This window comes from Desulfitobacterium hafniense DCB-2, assembly GCF_000021925.1.
Lineage (GTDB): Bacteria > Bacillota > Desulfitobacteriia > Desulfitobacteriales > Desulfitobacteriaceae > Desulfitobacterium > Desulfitobacterium hafniense.
Genome location: NC_011830.1, coordinates 863,945 through 883,280, shown reverse-complemented (window position 1 = coordinate 883,280; position 19,336 = coordinate 863,945). Strand labels below are relative to the sequence as shown.

Here is a 19,336-nt window from a genome sequence, read left to right as displayed (position 1 = left end):
TTTAGTACATGAACTAAAATAGCTCCTTCACAAAAGACTGACTGAAGTCACTTTAAACTTTAACTCTATTAATTTCTTGATAAAACCCAAAATTCCTGCCTCTTATATCAATAAAGCCATGATTGCTTTATGAGCGTGGAGTCGATTTTCAGCCTCATCAAAGACTACGGATTGAGGTCCTTCAAGAACCTCTTCCGTGATTTCTTCTCCCCGGTGAGCCGGAAGACAATGCATGACGATGGCATTGGCTTGAGCCCTCTCCATGGTCTCTCTGTCGATCCGGTAGCTTTGGAAGGCTTTCATACGGATTGCGGCCTCTTCTTCCTGCCCCATGCTGGCCCAGACATCGGTGTAGAGCACATCGGCTCCCTCGGCTGCCGCAAGAGGATCCTCCACCCATTCCACCAGGCCGCCGTACTGTTTAGCTTGTGCCTGTGCTTGAGCTACCACTTGGGCATCGGGCTTATATCCGGCAGGAGTGGCTATGACCACATGCATTCCCATTTTACCGGCAAACATCAAAGAATGGGCCATATTGTTCCCATCTCCAATATAGGTCAGCTTTAAACCTTCCAGACAGTGCTTATGTTCCTGGATAGTCAGCAGATCCGCCAGCACTTGGGTAGGATGAAGAAAATCACTTAACCCATTGATGACGGGTATATCAGCATACTTAGCCAGCTCAATTACATCCTGATGGCTATGGGTTCTGATCATAATTCCATCCACCATCCGGGATAAGACACGAGCGGTATCTTTTATAGGTTCCCCACGTCCAATTTGAATATCCCGGTTGCTCAAAAATAAAGCATGCCCTCCTAACTGAAGCATGCCGGCTTCAAACGCAACCCGGGTCCGTGTGGATGACTTAGTGAAAATCATGGCCAACGACTTGCCTTGGAGGATGGGATGGGGAGTCCCCCCTTTTTTTTCCTCTTTCAGCTCTTTAGCTACCTTGAGCATATAAAGAATTTCATCGGGTGTAAAATCCTGGAGACAGATAAAATCCCGACCTGTGAAGTGCTCTTTATGGAGAACCGGCATATGCATCTCCCTTTCCAGAAGAATTTGTTCTTATTTTAATATGAATTATTATACTAATTAATGCATAACAATACAATCTTCTTTTTGTTTTATTTTTAATTTATACCAGCTTAAATTTTTCCAGCTTCTTTATCTCAGTATAAGGAGATTCCGAATCACATAAGGTAATCTAAAGTTTCGAAAATGACTATTCAAAAGGTGATCCCCCATGTAATATTATTATAGAACTGAAAGGTGGGATACATAGTGACCTGGACCGACCGCATGAAAAAAACTATTGAAACTTTCAAGAGAATGGCCCTCCCTCTCTTTGGCTTTTTTATTCTTTTGGCCTTAGTAGAATTCATTATCACCGTTATTTCCCTTAGTGCAACCTTTTTGCCTTTTTTCGATATGAATGGCTTGAACCCTTCCTTTTCCCCGGCCCCCTATATGAATCCCAATATCCCGGTTCCCCCGGGATATGAATACGGTCCATCCCTGGACTATGCTTTTGGCTGGGAAGAATTAGCACCTTTTATGAGCATGCTGCCGGGATTATTAGGCGGCATAGCCATCCTTATGGTATTGAGCATACTGATAGGCAGTGTTTTTTTTACAGGAATTTTTCACCTTACCAAAAAAGCTTACACTGAAAAAGCACAGTTTCGGGACATTAAGCTGAAGGGGCTGCCCCGGGTCTTAGGCTGGTATGCCATAGTGACTTTGATCAGCAGTGTTGCGATCGGTGTGGGAATCTTCTTGGCAATGAGGTTTGAGTCCCCTTATTCCCTGGCCATGTTTGGCTTGATTTATATTCTTGTCCTTATGGCTGTAGGCCTCTTTGTGGCTCCGTGGATCACCGCGGCCCCCTACTATATGTTGAATCATAACAGCTTTGCTTTTGGGCAAGCTTTTAAAGAGAGTTGGCACTTCTACCGCCGCCATATGGGACCCTTATGGGGAGCATTTTTTACCCTATTGGGTATCCAGCTGTTAGTCAATGCCATCTATCGCGGCTCCCCCGACATTGGTTTCATCCTCACTTTGCTTACTACTCCCTTCCTAACGGTTCTGCCTATTGTCTGGGTATTGACTCTTGAAGAAGAAGATCAGCCCCCGCTTATCGCCACTATTTACTCTCCCAGCCCGGGCCAGGCGAGCCATGACCCAGGAATGGGTGCCCCCGCTGAGCCGTCTTCTCCTTCTCCAACCGATTCACCCCATACACCCTGGAACACTTCTTCCGAATCTGTTGCGAAAGATTCTTATGGCTCTGCATCGACAACTCCCCTCTATACTCCGCCGGAAAATCCCTATTCAGCACCTGAATCTCCCTACCATTCCCCTTCCGTACCTTCCTATGAAGGTACTTCTTCCGAAGAGTCGGAGAGGGAATCTGTAAACTTCTGCCCTACCTGCGGCAAAAAGGTGCGGGAAGGCGCCAGCTATTGTTCTCAATGTGGGACGAAGCTTTAACACTCCAGATTCGTTGCCTTGCATCAAAAGAGGCCGTTGTTCACTAAATGTTAGCGTTCAGTGAACAACGGCCTTTTCCATTGACCGATCTGAAACATTTTAATCCCATTTTGACTTGTGGGATGTGCATGCATTTTATAGATTCTGCCGCCTGGTTATGTTATTATCAACGTGATAAAATTCCCAAATAACTTGTTCAATATGAAAGGGGTTAGCACTTGTCTGATCGAAACCAAGGGTATCTTCTTATTATTTTATCGGCTGTTTTTTATTCTACTCTGGGCATCCTTGGAAAGTACATTTATAATACCGGCATAGAGATGAGTTTGGTCATAGTGCTTCGCCTCTTTGCCACTGTCATTTTGTTGGGGCTTTTTCTTTTAATCACCCACAAAGAGCCTTTACTGACGTTTTCCCGGGCGGTACTTTTTCAGGGGATATTTTTTATAGCTACCGCCATCACTTTCTTTCTGGCGGTTAAATACTTATCGGCTGGTCTGGCAACTGTTATTCTGTTCGCGCACCCGGCACTGGTAGCCGTCCTGGCTGTTATCTTTTACCACGAAGAGATCGGTGCTGCACAGATCGTTGGGCTGATTCTGGCACTGCTTGGTCTATTTTTTATTTCCGGGCTGTGTATTGAAAGCAGCACGGCTTTATCTCCTCTGGGACTTATTCTGTCGGTTTTGTCAGCTGTTGCCTACGGCATTTATGCTCTATTGGGGCAGAGAGTAGTAAAAACAGATGGGATTTGGACCATTACCTTCACGATTTCCTTAATGGGTCTGGTGATTTCGGCCCTTATTTTTCCGCATAATCTTCCTGCCTTACTTTCCATCACACCGTATCAGTTATTCTTAGGCTTCGCCATGGCCTTCCTGGGTACAATCCTGCCAGTGGTTCTCTTTCTAAAAGGAGTGCAGAAAATCGGTTCATCGGTTGGTACCCTGATCAGCATAATCGAAATTCCCTTTGCATTGATTTTGGCCTATCTGCTGCTGGGTGAAGTTCTGACCCCAATGCAAGTAGTAGGAACCCTTCTGATTCTTATTGCCACCACTATGGCCGTCGCCGTCAAGAACCAGAAGGAAAACAATGAACGAAATTAATACTCTAAATGATATTCCTTAAGCTTCTTATAAAGCGTTGATTTACCCAGTTCAATCAGACCGGGACGGCCTTTTCGTTCCGCACCGGTAAAAGCCCCGCCCTCATAACCGAATAGTTCGCTTTCAATGAGGTTTCGCGGCATAGCGGAACAGTTAATTGAAATAAAAGGGCCTTCGGGGCATGAGGCATTATGAATCGCCTGAGCAAATAACTCTTTCCCAGTCCCGCTTTCTCCATGAATCAGGACATTGGCATAAAGCTTCGAATACTGCCTGGCAATTCCTACAGTTTTCAGGAACAGCGGATCCTTTCCCTGGATATCCTCAAATGAATATGTTGCACTGGCTCCGCGCCAATCGTTGACGAGTTTCTTAAGATTTTCGATCCTGGAGAGATGAATAACAATACCATTTAGCTTGTCATTGATATTGCATGTGTCTTATTCCCACCTTCTCCTGAATATTAAAAAGCACGACAATGGCTCAATCCATTATCGTGCTTTTTAACATGTTCCAAGACAACGTTATTTAAGACCCTTTCGCAACGCAAACCCCAGGTGGCAACAGTCTATCCAAACGAATTTAGCTTTTCAAGGCCGCTGGATCCAATTTATCTTTCATCCTCTGCCGACACACCCAGTATGGTCAGCTGGTTCAGCGGGCGGACACATCCCTTGAACTGCCTTTTTTCGCAACTATCGCTTCAGCCAGAACAAAGGCAGCCATGAGCAAACTGGCGATCATCGCTACTAAAAAAGAATCTCTGCCGATCTGAAGCCCAAAGAGCTTCCTGACTCCGTCATAAACATAGGGCTGGACAAAGCCGCCAATATTCATGGCGCTGACGCCGATGGAAATGGCTAAGGCTACTAAAGGAGGTGGGACCGTGACAGAAAGCTTTACCCAGTAAGAAGGCACCAGGACCCCCATAGCCAGACCGATGAGCGTCGTTGCCACAAAAAACTGGGCAAGGGTATAAGAGGTGTAGCCTATACCAAAGCCAACTCCGAAGAGGAGGAAAAGCAAGGTAAAGGTATAATCCTTTAACACTCTCATGACCTTCCCAGCGAAGAAACCTCCGATGAGACCACCGACGGTCATAAGGGTTAGGGCTACGCCAATAGAGGAAGCATCGGCAATCTTTTCCCCATCGAGCATCACCGCCGCATTGTTGGTGAGAATAAATAAAATCATTTGAAAAGCAAACAAAGCGATGAAAGAAGGATAAACCTTACCAGGCATTTTTAACTTTTCACCTTGAGGAGCTGTTTTTCGTTGGGGTTCCGGAAGGGTAAAATGGACGGCCAGGAAGATGATAACTCCGAGCAGATAGGCGTAAAAAGCATAATTCCAGCCAAAGGAGCCAAGAAATCCCCCAGCCATCTGATACATAATACCGCCGATGCTGGTAAAAGCCGATTGGAATCCCATCATTGTCTGTCTCTCGTGTCCGTCAAAGAAATCGGAGATCAAATCCGCTGCCATAGGCATCAGAAAACCAAGTCCGACTCCCAACAGACAGCGCATAGCCAAAATCAGGGTAAAATGGGTCATGAAGGCCGGCAAAAATCCGCCCAGGACAAAACAAAGGGATGCAAAAGCTAAAAGAGCTTTCTTGGGAAAGTATTGGGTCAATTTTCCGTAAATCGGTGCAAAGAACACTATGAACAATGAGGGCAGACCGGAAATCAGCATGACTGTAGTGGGATCAATATCAGGAAAAGCTTTCATGATATCGGCTAATACTGGATTGGTGACCATCGCACCCATCCCCATAGCACTCACAGCGAGCACCCCAAATTTTAACTTACCTTTACTCATAATAAACCTCCTGCATTAGTGCTTGGAAACTATATTCTTTAGAGGTAAACTAAGGGTAACTCTGGTTTTCGAACGCTACCCTTTGCGCATAAATAGCCCTTCAATAATTCTCCTTCTTATTCTCTTCGACCTATGGAAGATTATCTGTTTTTTTGCAGATTAAACTGTGCATAGTGCATAGTATAACGGATTGAAATAGGAGGCATAGATATGAAAACCTCTTCTCTTCATGAACAGACCTCATTATCTACAAGGTTATTGAAGACATTGTGTTCGGACTCATCTCTTCAATCTCTTGTCGCTATCGGTTATGAACTGCTTCAGAACCCCTTTTCCATTATGGACTTGCGTGCCAATGTCCTGGCTATAACGGGGGAATCCCCCGTAGAGGATGATCCTGTATGGAATGAGACCGTCCATACTGAAGGCAACTCTCTTCAAACCTTTTCTTACTATGTGGACAATAAACTGATCGAAAAAATTGCTGAAAGTGATTATCCTTTTTTCTGGTCAGATGCCTACTCTAAATATCCCCGCATCATAGGGAAAATTATGATTGATGGCAAGCATATCGCTCACATCATTATCTGCGCCCATCAGAGGGATTTTAAGGAAGGAGATCTGGATGTGGCCTCCCTGCTGTGCCAAGCGGTATCCATAGAACTGCAAAAAAACAAATACGTCATCTATTCCCGGGAGCTATCCCACGAAGCCTTTCTCTACGATTTACTGGAAGGAACACCCAAAAACTTAAAACATATGGATGAACAGCTGAAACAACTCAGCTCGACGCTGAAAGGCATTCTCTGCGTTATAACCATTGACATCAGCAATTGGGACAGGACCACCTCCACCCTTCCTTATCTGAAGGATGAATTGGAGCTGCATTTAAGCCAAGCTAAAGGAGTTATTCATAACCGTAAAATTGTTCTGATTGCCAGCTTTGAGAATGCGAAACATTTCTTTGCAACAGAGCTGGAGGGGTTAAGGCAATTTATCTTGGCTTATAACCTGGAAGCAGGCATCAGCCGTCCTTTTTACAATCTTAAAGAGCTGCGTTACTTTTATCTGGAATCCATAGAGGCTCTTAAAATAGGCAAGCTTATCCATACCGACCGCTCTATTTTCCAATACGAGGATTATGTCATTTTTCACCTGATTATTAATTTTACGAGGGATAATGAGGATCTCTACAGTCTCTATAAACTCATCCACCCCGGCATCATAAAGCTTCTGGATTACGATAAACAAAATAAAAGCGAGTATGCCTACAGCCTTTATACCTATATTTTCAATTTCAAAAACACCACCTCTTCAGCGGCCTCGCTGAATATTCATCGCAATTCTTTTTTTAACCGTATGGAAAAAATCGAAAAGCTGACGAATATGGATTTGAATCATAGTGACACCTTGCATTATCTCTACTTTTCCTTTAAGATTCTGGAGCTTCTGAACATCTCAATGCCCCGAATATAGTCTCTGGCGAATCCTTTCACGTAAACATGTTGCTGAGAAATGAGCTTTACACCTATGTCTGAGTGTTTGTATACTAGACTCAGTGTAGCTTTATTCAGTGCAGCGTTGCATTGCATTCGTAACAAAGAGTTATGCTATAGCAATCAGACCTGATAAGGAGGACTTGTAATGATTAGAAAAACTATTGATGAAACAGTCCATAACGCTCGGGGCGGTGAAGGAAGTGTGGTATTCTCCCACATCCTGACTAAAGAAGAACTGATGGGACACGCCAATGTCTACGCCAAAGTCACGGTAAAACCCCATAGCAGCATCGGCTATCACCAGCATGTCGGCAACACTGAACCGTATTACATTCTTTCCGGAAAAGGAATCTTCACTGATAGCGACGGAACACGCAGTGAAGTCGGCCCTGGAGATGTATGCGTTATCAAAGTAGGGGAAAGCCACGGCTTGCAAAATAATACTGATGAGGATCTCGTTATGATGGCACTCATCATCAATGAAGGTTAAAAGTGAAAAATGGGGACAGGTACCGTGATTCAAATTAAGTTGAATCATGGTACCTGTCTCCTCTTTTTATGTCCCCTCTTTTTACCCTCTTTATTTCAATAAATCTTTATGGTCAAGGTGCCTCCCTCTACCCATGTCCGCAGGACAAGGGGTTCCTTGGTAGTGTTTTTGAATCTAAAATCCAGTACAGCATAGAATACGGTGGCATCTTGCCCTGGAGGCACATAACCAACCGGCAGAGAATGATGATGCCTTTCCACGATTTCTAAGTGGGCCTGATTGGCGGCATTGAAGAGGGTGGATGAAACCTGGCATATGCCCCCGCCAATACCTGGTATGAAACGATTCCCTTCAATAACCACAGCTTCCTTATACCCTGCTGCCATGGTCCTCTCCCCCACTGTCTCGTTGAAGGAGAAGATTTCACCCGGTGCTAAGCGGGCACCATCGATGGCTTCGGCAGCCAAACGAATATTTTCCGTACGGTTCACTTCATTGACGTTAAAGCGGGTGGAAAATTCGGCCAGGGGCAGGGGTTCACTCACTTTAAGATTCAATTTGACGGGCTTTTCATATCCCTCTACCCTTCCTTCCAGTACCTTTACTCCCATAGTCTGAGTATTGATGATGGGCTCATCCCATCGGACGGGTAAACTCACTATATCGCTATTATAAAGATGTGCTGGAACCGTTGCCGGTAAGAAATATTCTTTTCCTTGTGCCACTGTGGCTTCAATCTCAGGTATTGCGTGAATGTCCAGGGCTCTCACCGACCCTGAGAGCAAGCTTGCGGCGCTTTTTAAGATCTCATCAGGTACTGCACCTTCGCCTCCAAAAGTAACAAGGTCCGGCTTGATCTCGTGTAGAGAGAGGGTTTCCAGGTACTGAGCTGCGGCTTTTGGCAGGGTAGGGGTTGAAGGATCGATAAAGACAATGGGAGCTCCCTTTTGAGCGGCTACCACACTGCCCGATAAGGCATCCGCAAAATTATAGCCTGTGGTAAGGTATAAAGCCGACGGATTGGGAGCAAAGGTCTTCGCTATAACCATGTTAGTATCAAAACGGGATAACCCTGTTAACCGCTCCACCTGGACCTGCGGCAGTAGTTGATGAATCTCAGAGATAATATGGTCGGAAATGGCCCCTGTTCCCCCTGTGATATAGATCTTTTCCGGTCTCTCTTTCAGAAGGAATTCCCTGAGCTCAGGAGACAGCCCAACCGGAGGAGATAATAAAACGGGCCAGCCTTGATTGGCCGCAAAGCTGGAGATGCTTAAGGCATCGGCATACTGTTCCCCGGAAGATATGACTACTGTAGAGTAAGTAGTTTCCTTGAGAGCGGCGGCGATTTGATAAGAGGTGTCATATCTATCCTCACCGGCAATTCGAACTACCTTAGAAAATCCAAGATCGATGAATTCTCTCTCAAACTCACTGGCGATAGTACCTTCTCCGCCTATGATATATATAGTTTCTTGGGGGTCTAGGTTCTGTGCAACATAGTCGAAAGCATCCTGAGAGGTCTCGACTTTAGTATCCACTAAAATTATCGGGGCCTTCATTTCATAGGCCAGCACACTGGCCGATAAGGCATCGGCATAACCGTTTCCAGTGGCGATCACCACATTTTTTACTTTTTCCGGAGAACTTTCCGGAGGATCATCGGAGCTGTTTTCAGGGCTATTGGCCAGGATTATTTGTTCACGATAATACTCAGAGATGATCTTGGCTGTCTCATATCGAGTCTCCCCATAGAGCCTGTATTGATTTATTTGAAGATTTGCCGTCAATTCAGGAAAATCTCCTGCCTGAGGATCTGGCGAGGCAATGGCTGGAGTATTCATCGAGATACAATAGGAAAGGATAACTACAGCAGCAATTTTTTTGCTCTTCTTCATGGACCCCACTCCTTCAGTATGCATCCCGAATATTATCTCATAGTGAAGAAGTGAAGCCTGTCGAAGAGGGTATTCTGTGCTCAGACTTATTTACTTACATTCTGTCTTAAATTCCCTAATGAACACCTTTGGCAGAGATTCATAGCTCAGCCTGGGATCGCCCAAGCCTTTACTGCCTTATCGTATATCTGCATCCTATGCCGGACTATCTGTACTAGATTTTCAGACTATCTGTACTAATTTCATGATAGTTTTAAGTATTTTTTTATTCTCATTCCTGAAACTGTTTACATTTTTCTATAACAGTGATATCATAATACTATCGCATTAATCTCAATCCAATTTTACTCTTAAAGGGAGGCTATCCATTATGAAAGAAAAAAAAGCCTGGGTACTCAATGGTTATCTTGCTGTGGTTGTCGTTTTGGCTTCGCTCATCGGCGGCACAGCCCTGCTCATTCAAACACAGTTTACCCTGGGAATCGCCCTTATCCTCATAGGTGTGATTCTGTCCAGCGGTATCGTTGTCATCCAGCCCAATAAATCCCATGTGATTACCTTTTTCGGCAGCTATATTGGGACCATACGTGAACCTGGTCTTTGGCTCACCATTCCCCTTTCCACACGTAAATCTGTTTCCTTACGGGTCCGCAATTTCAACAGCAAGACTTTAAAGGTCAATGATGTGGAAGGAAACCCTATCGAAATCGCCGCCGTGATCGTCTTCCGTGTTGTGGATACCGCCAAAGCAATCTTTGATGTAGATAGGTACGAGCAATTCGTAGAGATCCAAAGCGAAACCGCTCTCCGTCATGTAACCAGCCGTTACCCCTATGACAACTTCGAAAAGGACGGCTATTCTTTGCGGGGTCATTCCGAAGAAGTGGCCAGAGAACTCTCTCTGGAACTTCAGGAACGCCTCAAAGTGGCTGGAGTAGAAGTTATGGAAGCCCGCCTGACCCATTTAGCTTATTCGACTGAAATCGCCGGTGCCATGCTCCAACGTCAACAGGCCAATGCCATTCTGGATGCCCGTCAAATTATCGTTGAAGGCGCCATGGGTATGGTCCAGATGGCTGTGGAACGCCTAGAAACGAATAATGTCGTCCAGCTTGATGAGGAGCGCAAAGCCGCCATGATCAATAATCTGCTGGTGGCCATCGTATCTGACCGCTCCGCTCAGCCTGTCATTAATACAGGTACCCTCTACTAATTTAGAATAATCCTGACAGGTGTTGATGAGTATGTCCAAGAAACAATTCGCTTTAAGGTTAGATCCCAAACTATATACGGCTCTGGAAAAATGGGCAGCCGATGAGTTTCGAAGCGTCAACTCTCATATTGAGTTCCTGCTTCGAGAAGCTACCCGCAAGTCGGGACGCCTTAATAAGGGCGGGGAAACACCTGGTGAAGGAGGAGATTATATAGATGTTAACCCTCATGGAAGAAGTTCTTCTCATTTCTCTGAATGAAGAAAAGGGTAACTTCTCTTTTACGGCCAGCACCTTCATCGATTACTGTCTTACCGGTGCCATCCTTATGGAGTTAGAGCATCTCCAGCGGATCCGGGTGAGTAACAAGACTGTGGAAGTCCTCGATGCCAGACCCCTTAATAACCAGCGTCTGGAACTCGCCCTTCATCAGATGGATTCCAGCAAACGACATCGTCCCCCCGAACATTGGGTTGCCAAGCTTCGCAGCACCCTCAAGGGCTTACGAAAAAGTCTTCTGGAGGAGATGGCGGATAAGGCTCTCTTGCGGGAGGAAGATCAGCAGGGCTTTCTCTTCTTTACTTCCACCCGTTATCCTGTCCGGGATGAACGGGCAAGGAAGGATATATTGGATCGGATCCACCGGGTGCTTTTGCGAGGGGAAAACCCGGACCGCAAAACGGCTAAGCTCATCGGCTTGCTCTACGCCAGTGGAATTCTCCCCTACCTGGTGGATAAGGGAGAGCGGAAAGAGGCCAAAAAAAGAGCTAAAGACATTACTAAAGATGATATCCTGGCTAATGCCGTGAAAAAAGCCGTTCAGTCTACCTCCACCAATCCTGCCTTCTACTAAGTCCGATGAAATCATGGATGAATCATGGGGACAGGTCCCTTGATTCACACCTCCATATGAACAATCAATAATCGAGTTGAAATCGGTTTTCCTCAGCAAATAAGCCAGGGGGCGTTCACCACACATGAACGCCCCCTGGCTTATTTGCTTATTAACTTTGCACCCAAGTGGCCCCAATTTCCTGCAGGGCGATCTTCTCCATTTTCCCCGCCATGGCCTGATTAAAACGCTGAATGGGTTCCTCCATGGGCTCCTGGGAAAGTTTAAAGGTCCCCCAGTGCATGGGCAGAATTTTTTTCGCTCCCATTTCCTCGGCCATCTGAATGGCTTGCTCCGGAGTGGCATGACGGGCTTCGAAGGATTTAGGCGAATAGGCGGCAATACCCATGATTGCCAACTCAATCTCCATTTCCCGCAATTGTTGCTGGAATTTTTCCGTATAGCCCGTATCGGCACCTATGAAAAGATTGACACCATTTTTGGAAAGAAGGATGGAGTTAGCTTCCATCTCCTTGTTCCAAGGAAGGCGTGCTCCCCAATGCTCCCCCTCTATGGCTTTGACCTTAAGTCCCCCCGGATATTCTTTTTCGTCACCCCAATGCATCTCATCGATAGTTTTATAATTCAGCCCCTCCCAAAGGGAGCGGGTTCCCTTGGCTGTAACAACTGCAGTATCCGGTGACTGCATGCTCCTAAGGCTGGGGTAGTCAAAATGATCTGTGTGGGCATGGGAGCAAATGACCAGATCTACCTTGCCTATCTGTTCTGCCGTTAAGGGGCAGGCCACATAGCGCTTCATACCGATAGTATAATTGCCTAAAGGAGTCAAACCGATCCTTTCGTAAAAAGCTGGATCGATGAGAATTTTTGTGCCATAAAAGTTTATTAACTCAACTTTCGCAGCGCGAAAATCTGTTCAAACTCAGTCTACTACTGGATTAGGCTAAAAATATTTTGTTCATTGACAGAAAAACACCTTTCGAATTGGTAAAATGGAAGTGACCAAACAACCATAATTTCCAAAACAGAAAGGTGCGTATCTCCATGTTACAACACAACTCTCTGCCTGAACAGCATCAAAATCAGCTTTCTTTAATTTTTTCTTCCCTTAAGCTTAGTCAGCTGCTTCGAGCCGCTGGGATCCGCAAGTCCTATGGGGTTTCAAGCTTCGTTGTCTTCCAAATCATTTTCCAACTCGTTTTTCAAGGTCGAAATCTGTTTCGGCTGTTAGAAGGAAGCCGGGCAGAATCTCTTCCAGGTAAAGATGTTGTTTATCGGTTTCTCAATGACTCTCGGTATAACTGGAGGCGTTTTTACCAGTTACTCAGCCTCAAGATGGTCGGACGCTTTGAAAAGCTCACCTCTGCGCAGCGTATCCGTGTTTTTATCGTAGATGATTCTGTAATGGAGCGCGAACGAAGCAAGAAAGTTGAACTCTTAGCCCGAGTGTTTGACCATGTTTCGGGCCGCTTTGTTCGCGGTTACACCTTACTAACCTTGGGCTGGTCTGACGGGTTCAGCTTCGCACCCCTTGATTTTACATTGATGAGTTCTGCAAAAGCTAAAAATCGTCTTTGTGAAATGAGAGAGGACTTAGACAAACGCTCCGTAGGCTATAAGCGTCGCCTGGAAGCGATGAGCCCTAAACCGGACACCGTGGTTCAAATGCTTGAACGAGCTCTCAAAGCCGGATTCTCAGCGGATTACGTCCTAATGGATAGTTGGTTTACCCATGCTCCACTTTTGCAAAAGCTAAGGGATAAGGAGCTTCACGTTATTGGAATGGTTAAAGAACTTAAGCAGCGTTATCTCTTTGAAGGAAAATCACTCAGTTTACGAGAGCTCTACGCGAGAGTCCCAAAGAACCCGAAAGCAGAAATACTGGGTTCAGTGCGTGTTCATACCCCTTCAGGCTTAGCTTTAAAAGTTGTTTTCGTCCAGAATCGAAACAACCGAAGAGAGTGGTTAGCGATCTTAACCACCGATCTTTCCTTAGAAACTACTGAAGTCGTAAGAATTTACGGGATGCGTTGGAGTATCGAAACGTTTTTCAAAATGGCCAAATCGCATTTGAAGCTAGGAACTGAATTTCAGGGCCGATCCTTCGATATGATGGTTAGTCACACAACCATAGTCTTTACCCGTTACCTCATCCTGGAGTGGGAACGAAGAGAAAACAATGATGAACGCTCTCTTGGGGGACTCTTTTATCTTTTTGCTGATGAGGTTATGGATTTAGACTTGAAAACAGCACTACGTCAGTTAATGACGTTTGTTCTTAATCTACTACCCAATAAACCAGAGAATAACGAATCACTCAGTCAATTACAAAAGTGGATTGCTGCATTACCCAGTTATATCAAGGCTCTATTCCCTCAACTGGGGTGCGAAAGTTGAGTTATTAAAAAGCCGGCATGGCCTAGCCAAGCCACTGTCAGCTCTTCATTCTTCCACTTGGCCGGCGTGGGAATCTGGGTTGGCTTCTTCATTTTTTCGGTATTGTCGTTATCATTGTTATATCCTACATGGGAGGCCAAAGCTAACCCTCCTACTGCTGCAATTCCCAAGGTAATGAATTTCCTGCGGCTAATGCCAGTCTTTGATGTTTCCATTATGCTCTACCTCAAAAACTTTACTAAGGGAATTATACAATAGGTTTAACGTTGTAACAAATATCTAGCCAAGAGGAATATAAGACTATCTCTTAGATAAACTAATCATTAATTAAACACCGAGGAGGGTGATCATGAACTTCGCAGATAAATTTAACGAGGACAAGAAGAAGGCAGAAGAAAACCAAAAGCATCAGGGAAAAGGCAATCCTGGCCACAAGTTGCCTAATAAACAGCATAGCACCAATAAATGAGTTCTTGATTCCATGAAAAGGGAGCACATCGCCATGATGTGCTCCCTTTATACTTCCTTACTATGATAAAGATATTTTTAAGCCTTTTGGGCGGCATCCAGTCCGGCCAGGTATCCGAAGATAACTCCACCGGCCACAGGATTTCCGGGGCCATGATAGGTGATTCCGGGGCCGCCTAATCCTGCCGCATTGCCGGCAGCATAGAGACCGGGAATGACATTGCCATGGACATCGATAACCTGTGCTTTAGCATTAATCCGTGCTCCGCCACAAGTTCCGCAATTGCCCGAATGAATCTGGATGCCATAGTAAGGACCTTTGGCCAAGGGGGCCAGGGTGCAGGCGGGATTCTCGGGATCTGCCTGGGCCATAGCGTAGTCACCGGAGACAAGCCGGTCGAAATAGCTTTCGCCACGATGGAAATGGGGATCTATGGGAGGAGTCTGGGAAGCATATTTATTGAATTCAGCTACAGTAGCTTCCAAACCTTGGGCATCGATACCCAGTTTTTGAGCCAGTTCTGCCAAAGTATCTGCCTTGGTGATATAATCAGGAACATTATCTCCTTTAGCACCGGCGATACCGTACTTGCCCCATTGAACTGAGTCGGCGATGACAAAGGCCGGTAAGTTCCGCCAACGGTTCTCTCCAAAAGTATCTCTTTCATAGAAAGGATAAGCGGAAGTATCATAGTCGCAAGCTTCATTCATAAAACGCTTGCCCTCTTTATTAACAACGATGGTGCCGGGTTTCCCTCTCCAGAGGAACCAATCGCCAATAATCGTTTTCCAGGTGCTCTTCTTGTAATCTTTGGCGTTTTGACGATAGTTGGCCACTTCGTCCTCCCAGCCGGGGAGCAAATAAACCATTAACCCCCAGGATTCGTTCATATTGCGCAGATCGGCGCCGGCCTCCATAGCCATTCTTAAGCCGTCACCGCAGCCATAGATTCCGCCGCCGCTGCCGGGATTAAAGACCACAGATGCATCCACCGGACCTCTTTGGTAGGTTTTGAGCAAGCTTTTATCCCATTCAAAACCACCTGTAGCCAGAACGACTCCTTTATTGGCTTTAACACGGATTTCTTTGCTGTCCTGGTAGGCGATGACACCGGTGATCTTACCGGAATCATCCTTAATGAGCCTTTTGGCATGAGTATTCAGGGCAAATTTTACCCCTTTAGCAAGAGCGTAATCATAAAGAGCAGCCATTAAGGCTTCCCCGGAACCTTTGCCATTGTAAGACGGACTGATACTGCGACCCAGTCTCTTTCCTCCCGGCCATTCCGGGTGATAATCAGGATAACCAAACTTGAATTCTATATTCAATTTGCTCATAAGAAACTCAACAATTTGGGGACCATTTTCCAGGTAGGCATCGATAAGTTCTTCATCAACCTGGCCGTCGTTGCCTTTCATAATATATTGACGGCCCTCTTCAATAGAATCCGGGATTCCTTCTTTTTTCTGCATAGGATTGGCAGGCACCCATAAGGCACCGCCAGACACCCGAGTCGTTCCTCCTGGAATAGGTAAAGATTCCAAAACCAATACCGAGGCTCCGGCCTCTGCTGCGGAAACAGCAGCTCCGCCGCCGGCACAACCAAATCCTACTACGACAACATCCGCTTCAGCATCCCAGTTTTCTGAGGCAGACGGTGTCTGGGGCGCAGCTGCCTGAGTGCTGCATCCTGTTAAAAGACCTGCCCCCGCTGCGACTGCCGTAGCTAACCCGCCAATCATAAACTTACGACGGCTTACATTTAAACTATCGCTCATTAAAGAGTCACTCCCTCATTACCATTACGCTTATTTTTGAAATGCCTCATCATATTTGCTTTCGATTTTTGCCGGGGGTTGAGCTTGAACCCAAGACCAAAGATCATCCCAAGCCGCTGCCGGGGCGATGGTCAGATTGCCGGTCATTGTACTCTGATATTGAGTAAGAATAGGGTTTTCTTCCGTTTTACCTTCGCCCTTTGTTCCCTCATTCTCACTTGTGCCATCGGGATGGATCTCGCCGCCCTTACCATCCCCTTTACGTCCGTCTTCATGGCAAGGCGTGCAGGTAACCTGATCCTCACTCATGGAGACAAAAGCATTGGTTTCCGTCGTTGTGCTGACAGTCACAACCAAAGCAAGTGCCAGCAGTAAAAATACTCGTTTAGCCCACTTTATACCCTTTTCCAAATTTTCTCACCTCCTTCTTGAGTGCACTTTCACATCAAAAGCGCCTACTTCCTCCTTGCTCTATGCCTATGACCATTATATATTAAGCCTGTTTGCAGACGCGCAAACAGGCTTAATATCATTGTTATTATAGTTAAGTGAGCATAGCCCTTGCTATATGAGGAATCGAAGATATTTTGAGTACATATAAGGTAGAGTATCGATAAGGATAGAGTAGAGTAAAAATTTACATAAGGTAGAGTTTGCTCAAGAAAACGTCGTTACAAACCATTGCTTAATTTTTAGAGCTCCTTGGAAGTCGGGAGTTCTTGACCCAACTGCAGCGGATTGCACAGTAAAACAAAAAAACCGGCTAATTATGCTGTTTATTCTATTGCCTTGATTCAATTAAGACAGGCCGACAGTTTCAACGCCGGCCTGCCTTGCTTTCATTTATCTCTTCTGATCTTTTTCCTAACTTGAATTAGTAGGTCTTTTAGCGAACTTTTTTCAGTTTATTTTTCAAATTCGAATAAAGAAAAAACAATTCCCTAGCGTCACCTGGCTCAGCTTAGGCTTTCGTTGCTGCATCCGTTCCTGCCAGATATCCAAAGATAACTCCGCCTGCAATAGGATTGCCTGGGCCATGATAAGTGATTCCGGGACCGCCTAGTCCTGCTACATTGCCGGCAGCATAAAGATTAGGAATGACATTGCCATGGACATCAATAACCTGGGCTTTGCCATTAATCCGCGCCCCACCACAAGTCCCGCAGTTAGCGGAATGGATCTGAATGCCATAATAGGGACCTTTGGTTAAGGGGGCCAAGGTGCAGGCAGGGTTTTCAGGATCGGCCTGTGCCATAGCATAATCACCGGAAGCAAAGCGATCGAAATAGCTTTCTCCCCGATGGAAAAGAGGATCCTTAGGAGGCTTCTGAGAAGCATATTTATTGAATTCAGCTACAGTAGCTTCCAAACCCTTGGCATCGATACCGAGCTTTTGAGCCAGCTCCGCAAGAGTATCTGCTTTGGTGATATAATCAGGAACATTATCCCCTTTAGCACCGGCGATACCATACTTGCTCCATTGCACCGAATCGGCAATGACAAAAGCCGGTAAATTGCGCCAACGATTCTCCCCGTAAGTATCTCTTTCATAGAAAGGATAGGCCGAAGTATCATAGTCGCAGGCCTCGTTCATAAAACGTTTGCCGTCCTTATTAACAATGATGGTGCCGGGCTTTCCTCTCCAGAGGAACCAATCCCCCATAATGGTTTTCCAGGTGCTTTTTTTGTAATCTTTGGCATTTTGACGATAGTTGGCTACTTCCTCTTCCCAGCCGGGGAGCAAATAGACCATTACCCCCCAGGATTCGTTCATATTGCGAAGATCGGCACCGGCTTCCATAGCCATCCTTAAGCCGTCACCGCAACTGTAGATTCCGCCGCCGCTGCCAGGATTAAAGACCACCGATGCCTCCACCGGACCCCTTTGATAAGTTTTGAGCAAAGTCTTATCCCATTCAAATCCGCCAGTAGCCAGCACGACCCCTTTATTGGCTTTAACGCGCATCTCTTTACCGTCTTGGTAAGCGATAACTCCGATGACTTTTCCGGAATCGTCTTTGATAAGCTTTTTGGCATGAGTATTCAGGGAAAATTTTACCCCTTTAGCAACAGTGTAATCGTAAAGAGCGGCCATCAGAGCTTCCCCGGACCCTTTGCCATTATAAGCTGGACTGAGGCTGCGACCCAGCCTTTTCCCTCCCGGCCACTCGGGATGATAATCGGGATAACCAAATTTAAACTCAACTTGTAATTTATTCATAAGAAATTCGACGACTTTCGGCCCATTTTCCAGATAGACATTGATAAGCTCTTCTTCAACTTGGCCATCATTGCCCTTTTGCATATATTGGCGGCCTTCTTCGATAGAATCCTTAATGCCTTCCTTCTTCTGCAGAGGGTTGGCGGGCACCCATAGAGCCCCCCCCGATACCCGGGTAGTTCCTCCCGGAATAGGAAGAGACTCCAATACCAGCACAGAGGCCCCGGCTTCTGCTGCGGAAACAGCGGCTCCACCGCCGGCACAACCAAACCCTATGACGACCACATCGGACTCAGCATCCCAATTTCCTGCAGCGTCCGGTTCCTGAGGTGCCGGTGACTGAGTCGTGCATCCTGTTAAAAGGCCTGCTCCCGCTACTACTGCAGTAGCTAACCCGCCGATCATAAATTTACGGCGACTTACGTTTAAGCTATCACTCATTAAAGAGTCACCCCTCATTTTCATTGCGATTATTTTCGAAATACCTCATCATTTGCTTTCGGCTTTCACCGGTGGCTGAGCCTGAACCCAAGTCCAGAGATCATCCCAAGGTGCTGCCGGAGCAATGACCAGGTTCCCCATCATCGTGGTTTGATATTTGGCAAGAATGTCCTGCTTATCTCCTTTTTTGTCTTCTCCTTTAGCCTCTTCATTATCGAGAGATCCATCCGGATGGATCTCTCCTCCTTTACCATCCCCTTTACGGCCATCTTCATGGCAGGGGGTACAGGTGACCTGATCCTCACTCATGGAAACAAAGGCATTAGTTTCCGTCGTCGTACTCACAATCACGACGACCGCCAGCGCGAACAACAAAAACGCCCGTTTAGCCCATAGTATTCCTTTTTCCATTCTTCTCACCTCCTCCTGATGGTACATTCACAAAAACAAAAGTTTCTTTATCTTTCTACAGAAACCATGAATATTATACATAAGCCTGCCCACAATCATGTGAACAGGCCTGGCATCAAAATCTTCAGTTTAATTAGAAGAGCATAAACCTTGATCTATGAGGGATAGAAAGCATTTCAAGTACAGATAAGTTAGAGTTCTGTTAGTGATAAGGTAGAGTGGTGATTCACATAGGG

The 19,336-nt window shown here is 45.8% G+C and carries 17 protein-coding genes and 2 pseudogenes; 9 read left to right on the top strand and 10 right to left on the bottom strand.

The features are described from left to right. Nucleotides 1–102: 102 nt before the first annotated feature. Entirely contained in the window at nucleotides 103–1,050 is a 948-nt protein-coding gene (gene argF / locus DHAF_RS03990; protein WP_005808622.1) for an ornithine carbamoyltransferase, read from the bottom strand. Between the two features lie 258 nt (nucleotides 1,051–1,308). Here argF and DHAF_RS03985 point away from each other — a divergent pair, with 258 nt between their 5' ends. Then, on the top strand, nucleotides 1,309–2,502 hold the full coding sequence (locus DHAF_RS03985; protein WP_420794930.1) for a zinc ribbon domain-containing protein: 1,194 nt from the start codon (nucleotides 1,309–1,311) through the stop codon (nucleotides 2,500–2,502). A gap of 218 nt (nucleotides 2,503–2,720) precedes the next feature. Continuing rightward, complete coding sequence (locus DHAF_RS03980) at nucleotides 2,721–3,611, top strand: DMT family transporter (protein ID WP_015943039.1); 891 nt, start codon at nucleotides 2,721–2,723, stop codon at nucleotides 3,609–3,611. 29 nt (nucleotides 3,612–3,640) lie between these two features. On the opposite strand, the pseudogene DHAF_RS26540 reads toward DHAF_RS03980, so the two are convergent. Together DHAF_RS26540 and DHAF_RS03975 are read right to left on the bottom strand one after the other, a co-directional pair. After that, nucleotides 3,641–4,051 (bottom strand): annotated as a pseudogene (locus DHAF_RS26540) (sigma 54-interacting transcriptional regulator); the annotation flags it as partial. Between the two features lie 214 nt (nucleotides 4,052–4,265). Continuing rightward, on the bottom strand, nucleotides 4,266–5,432 hold the full coding sequence (locus DHAF_RS03975) for an MFS transporter (RefSeq protein ID WP_015943038.1): 1,167 nt from the start codon (nucleotides 5,430–5,432) through the stop codon (nucleotides 4,266–4,268). A 210-nt stretch (nucleotides 5,433–5,642) separates the two neighbouring features. Here DHAF_RS03975 and DHAF_RS03970 point away from each other — a divergent pair, with 210 nt between their 5' ends. Then, nucleotides 5,643–6,908 (top strand): PucR family transcriptional regulator, encoded by a 1,266-nt coding sequence (locus tag DHAF_RS03970; RefSeq protein WP_015943037.1) that lies wholly within the window; start codon nucleotides 5,643–5,645, stop codon nucleotides 6,906–6,908. Between the two features lie 168 nt (nucleotides 6,909–7,076). Then, the gene (locus DHAF_RS03965; RefSeq protein ID WP_015943036.1) at nucleotides 7,077–7,421 is read left to right on the top strand and encodes a cupin domain-containing protein; all 345 of its coding nucleotides are present in this window, start codon (nucleotides 7,077–7,079) and stop codon (nucleotides 7,419–7,421) included. A gap of 95 nt (nucleotides 7,422–7,516) precedes the next feature. On the opposite strand, the gene DHAF_RS03960 is transcribed toward DHAF_RS03965, so the two are convergent. Further along, nucleotides 7,517–9,319, bottom strand: a complete 1,803-nt coding sequence (locus tag DHAF_RS03960) for a VanW domain-containing protein (RefSeq protein WP_015943035.1) — start codon at nucleotides 9,317–9,319, stop codon at nucleotides 7,517–7,519. Nucleotides 9,320–9,689: 370 nt separating this feature from the next. Here DHAF_RS03960 and DHAF_RS03955 point away from each other — a divergent pair, with 370 nt between their 5' ends. Genes DHAF_RS03955 through DHAF_RS03950 form a run of 3 tightly spaced genes read left to right on the top strand, consistent with a single transcriptional unit; the run spans nucleotide 9,690 to nucleotide 11,383 of the window. Further along, on the top strand, nucleotides 9,690–10,532 hold the full coding sequence (locus DHAF_RS03955; protein WP_015943034.1) for an SPFH domain-containing protein: 843 nt from the start codon (nucleotides 9,690–9,692) through the stop codon (nucleotides 10,530–10,532). Between the two features lie 25 nt (nucleotides 10,533–10,557). Then, nucleotides 10,558–10,791 (top strand): type II toxin-antitoxin system antitoxin, encoded by a 234-nt coding sequence (locus DHAF_RS26305; protein ID WP_015943033.1) that lies wholly within the window; start codon nucleotides 10,558–10,560, stop codon nucleotides 10,789–10,791. After that, nucleotides 10,748–11,383: a GOLPH3/VPS74 family protein gene (locus DHAF_RS03950; protein ID WP_015943032.1), complete on the top strand. Its 636-nt coding sequence runs from the start codon at nucleotides 10,748–10,750 to the stop codon at nucleotides 11,381–11,383. The genes DHAF_RS26305 and DHAF_RS03950 overlap by 44 nt, the downstream gene beginning before the upstream one ends. Before the next feature lie 151 nt (nucleotides 11,384–11,534). Here DHAF_RS03950 and DHAF_RS03945 read toward each other — a convergent pair. Beyond that, nucleotides 11,535–12,272: pseudogene (locus DHAF_RS03945) on the bottom strand (MBL fold metallo-hydrolase); the annotation flags it as partial. Between the two features lie 155 nt (nucleotides 12,273–12,427). On the opposite strand from DHAF_RS03945, the gene DHAF_RS03940 reads away from it, so the two are divergent. After that, nucleotides 12,428–13,780, top strand: coding sequence for an IS4-like element ISDha5 family transposase (locus tag DHAF_RS03940; RefSeq protein ID WP_005808317.1), 1,353 nt, complete (start codon nucleotides 12,428–12,430; stop codon nucleotides 13,778–13,780). Here the strand turns inward: DHAF_RS03940 and DHAF_RS03935 are convergent. Next, nucleotides 13,759–13,995 carry a hypothetical protein gene (locus DHAF_RS03935; RefSeq protein ID WP_015943030.1) on the bottom strand — a complete coding sequence of 79 codons (237 nt, stop codon included), beginning with the start codon at nucleotides 13,993–13,995 and terminating at the stop codon, nucleotides 13,759–13,761. The genes DHAF_RS03940 and DHAF_RS03935 overlap by 22 nt on opposite strands. A gap of 134 nt (nucleotides 13,996–14,129) precedes the next feature. On the opposite strand from DHAF_RS03935, the gene DHAF_RS03930 reads away from it, so the two are divergent. Next, nucleotides 14,130–14,249, top strand: a complete 120-nt coding sequence (locus tag DHAF_RS03930; protein WP_005808661.1) for a DUF4023 family protein — start codon at nucleotides 14,130–14,132, stop codon at nucleotides 14,247–14,249. Between the two features lie 77 nt (nucleotides 14,250–14,326). On the opposite strand, the gene DHAF_RS03925 is transcribed toward DHAF_RS03930, so the two are convergent. From DHAF_RS03925 to DHAF_RS03910, 4 genes are all read right to left on the bottom strand, one after another. Beyond that, nucleotides 14,327–16,027, bottom strand: coding sequence for an FAD-dependent oxidoreductase (locus DHAF_RS03925; RefSeq protein WP_015943029.1), 1,701 nt, complete (start codon nucleotides 16,025–16,027; stop codon nucleotides 14,327–14,329). A gap of 30 nt (nucleotides 16,028–16,057) precedes the next feature. Further along, complete coding sequence (locus tag DHAF_RS03920; protein ID WP_015943028.1) at nucleotides 16,058–16,438, bottom strand: hypothetical protein; 381 nt, start codon at nucleotides 16,436–16,438, stop codon at nucleotides 16,058–16,060. A gap of 550 nt (nucleotides 16,439–16,988) precedes the next feature. After that, entirely contained in the window at nucleotides 16,989–18,689 is a 1,701-nt protein-coding gene (locus tag DHAF_RS03915) for an FAD-dependent oxidoreductase (protein ID WP_015943027.1), read from the bottom strand. Between the two features lie 48 nt (nucleotides 18,690–18,737). Beyond that, nucleotides 18,738–19,100, bottom strand: coding sequence for a hypothetical protein (locus DHAF_RS03910; protein ID WP_015943026.1), 363 nt, complete (start codon nucleotides 19,098–19,100; stop codon nucleotides 18,738–18,740). Nucleotides 19,101–19,336 lie beyond the last annotated feature (236 nt).

What these genes read in the sequence shown, in the direction of transcription:
- DHAF_RS03975 (WP_015943038.1), bottom strand. Translation starts at nt 5,432, where the DNA reads ATGAGTAAAGGTAAGTTAAAATTTGGGGTGCTCGCTGTGAGTGCTATG.
- DHAF_RS03915 (WP_015943027.1), bottom strand. Translation starts at nt 18,689, where the DNA reads ATGAGTGATAGCTTAAACGTAAGTCGCCGTAAATTTATGATCGGCGGG.
- argF (WP_005808622.1), bottom strand. Translation starts at nt 1,050, where the DNA reads ATGCATATGCCGGTTCTCCATAAAGAGCACTTCACAGGTCGGGATTTT.
- DHAF_RS03925 (WP_015943029.1), bottom strand. Translation starts at nt 16,027, where the DNA reads ATGAGCGATAGTTTAAATGTAAGCCGTCGTAAGTTTATGATTGGCGGG.
- DHAF_RS03930 (WP_005808661.1), top strand. Translation starts at nt 14,130, where the DNA reads ATGAACTTCGCAGATAAATTTAACGAGGACAAGAAGAAGGCAGAAGAA.
- DHAF_RS03910 (WP_015943026.1), bottom strand. Translation starts at nt 19,100, where the DNA reads ATGGAAAAAGGAATACTATGGGCTAAACGGGCGTTTTTGTTGTTCGCG.
- DHAF_RS03950 (WP_015943032.1), top strand. Translation starts at nt 10,748, where the DNA reads ATGTTAACCCTCATGGAAGAAGTTCTTCTCATTTCTCTGAATGAAGAA.
- DHAF_RS03955 (WP_015943034.1), top strand. Translation starts at nt 9,690, where the DNA reads ATGAAAGAAAAAAAAGCCTGGGTACTCAATGGTTATCTTGCTGTGGTT.
- DHAF_RS03940 (WP_005808317.1), top strand. Translation starts at nt 12,428, where the DNA reads ATGTTACAACACAACTCTCTGCCTGAACAGCATCAAAATCAGCTTTCT.
- DHAF_RS26305 (WP_015943033.1), top strand. Translation starts at nt 10,558, where the DNA reads ATGAGTATGTCCAAGAAACAATTCGCTTTAAGGTTAGATCCCAAACTA.
- DHAF_RS03960 (WP_015943035.1), bottom strand. Translation starts at nt 9,319, where the DNA reads ATGAAGAAGAGCAAAAAAATTGCTGCTGTAGTTATCCTTTCCTATTGT.
- DHAF_RS03985 (WP_420794930.1), top strand. Translation starts at nt 1,309, where the DNA reads ATGAAAAAAACTATTGAAACTTTCAAGAGAATGGCCCTCCCTCTCTTT.
- DHAF_RS03970 (WP_015943037.1), top strand. Translation starts at nt 5,643, where the DNA reads ATGAAAACCTCTTCTCTTCATGAACAGACCTCATTATCTACAAGGTTA.
- DHAF_RS03935 (WP_015943030.1), bottom strand. Translation starts at nt 13,995, where the DNA reads ATGGAAACATCAAAGACTGGCATTAGCCGCAGGAAATTCATTACCTTG.
- DHAF_RS03965 (WP_015943036.1), top strand. Translation starts at nt 7,077, where the DNA reads ATGATTAGAAAAACTATTGATGAAACAGTCCATAACGCTCGGGGCGGT.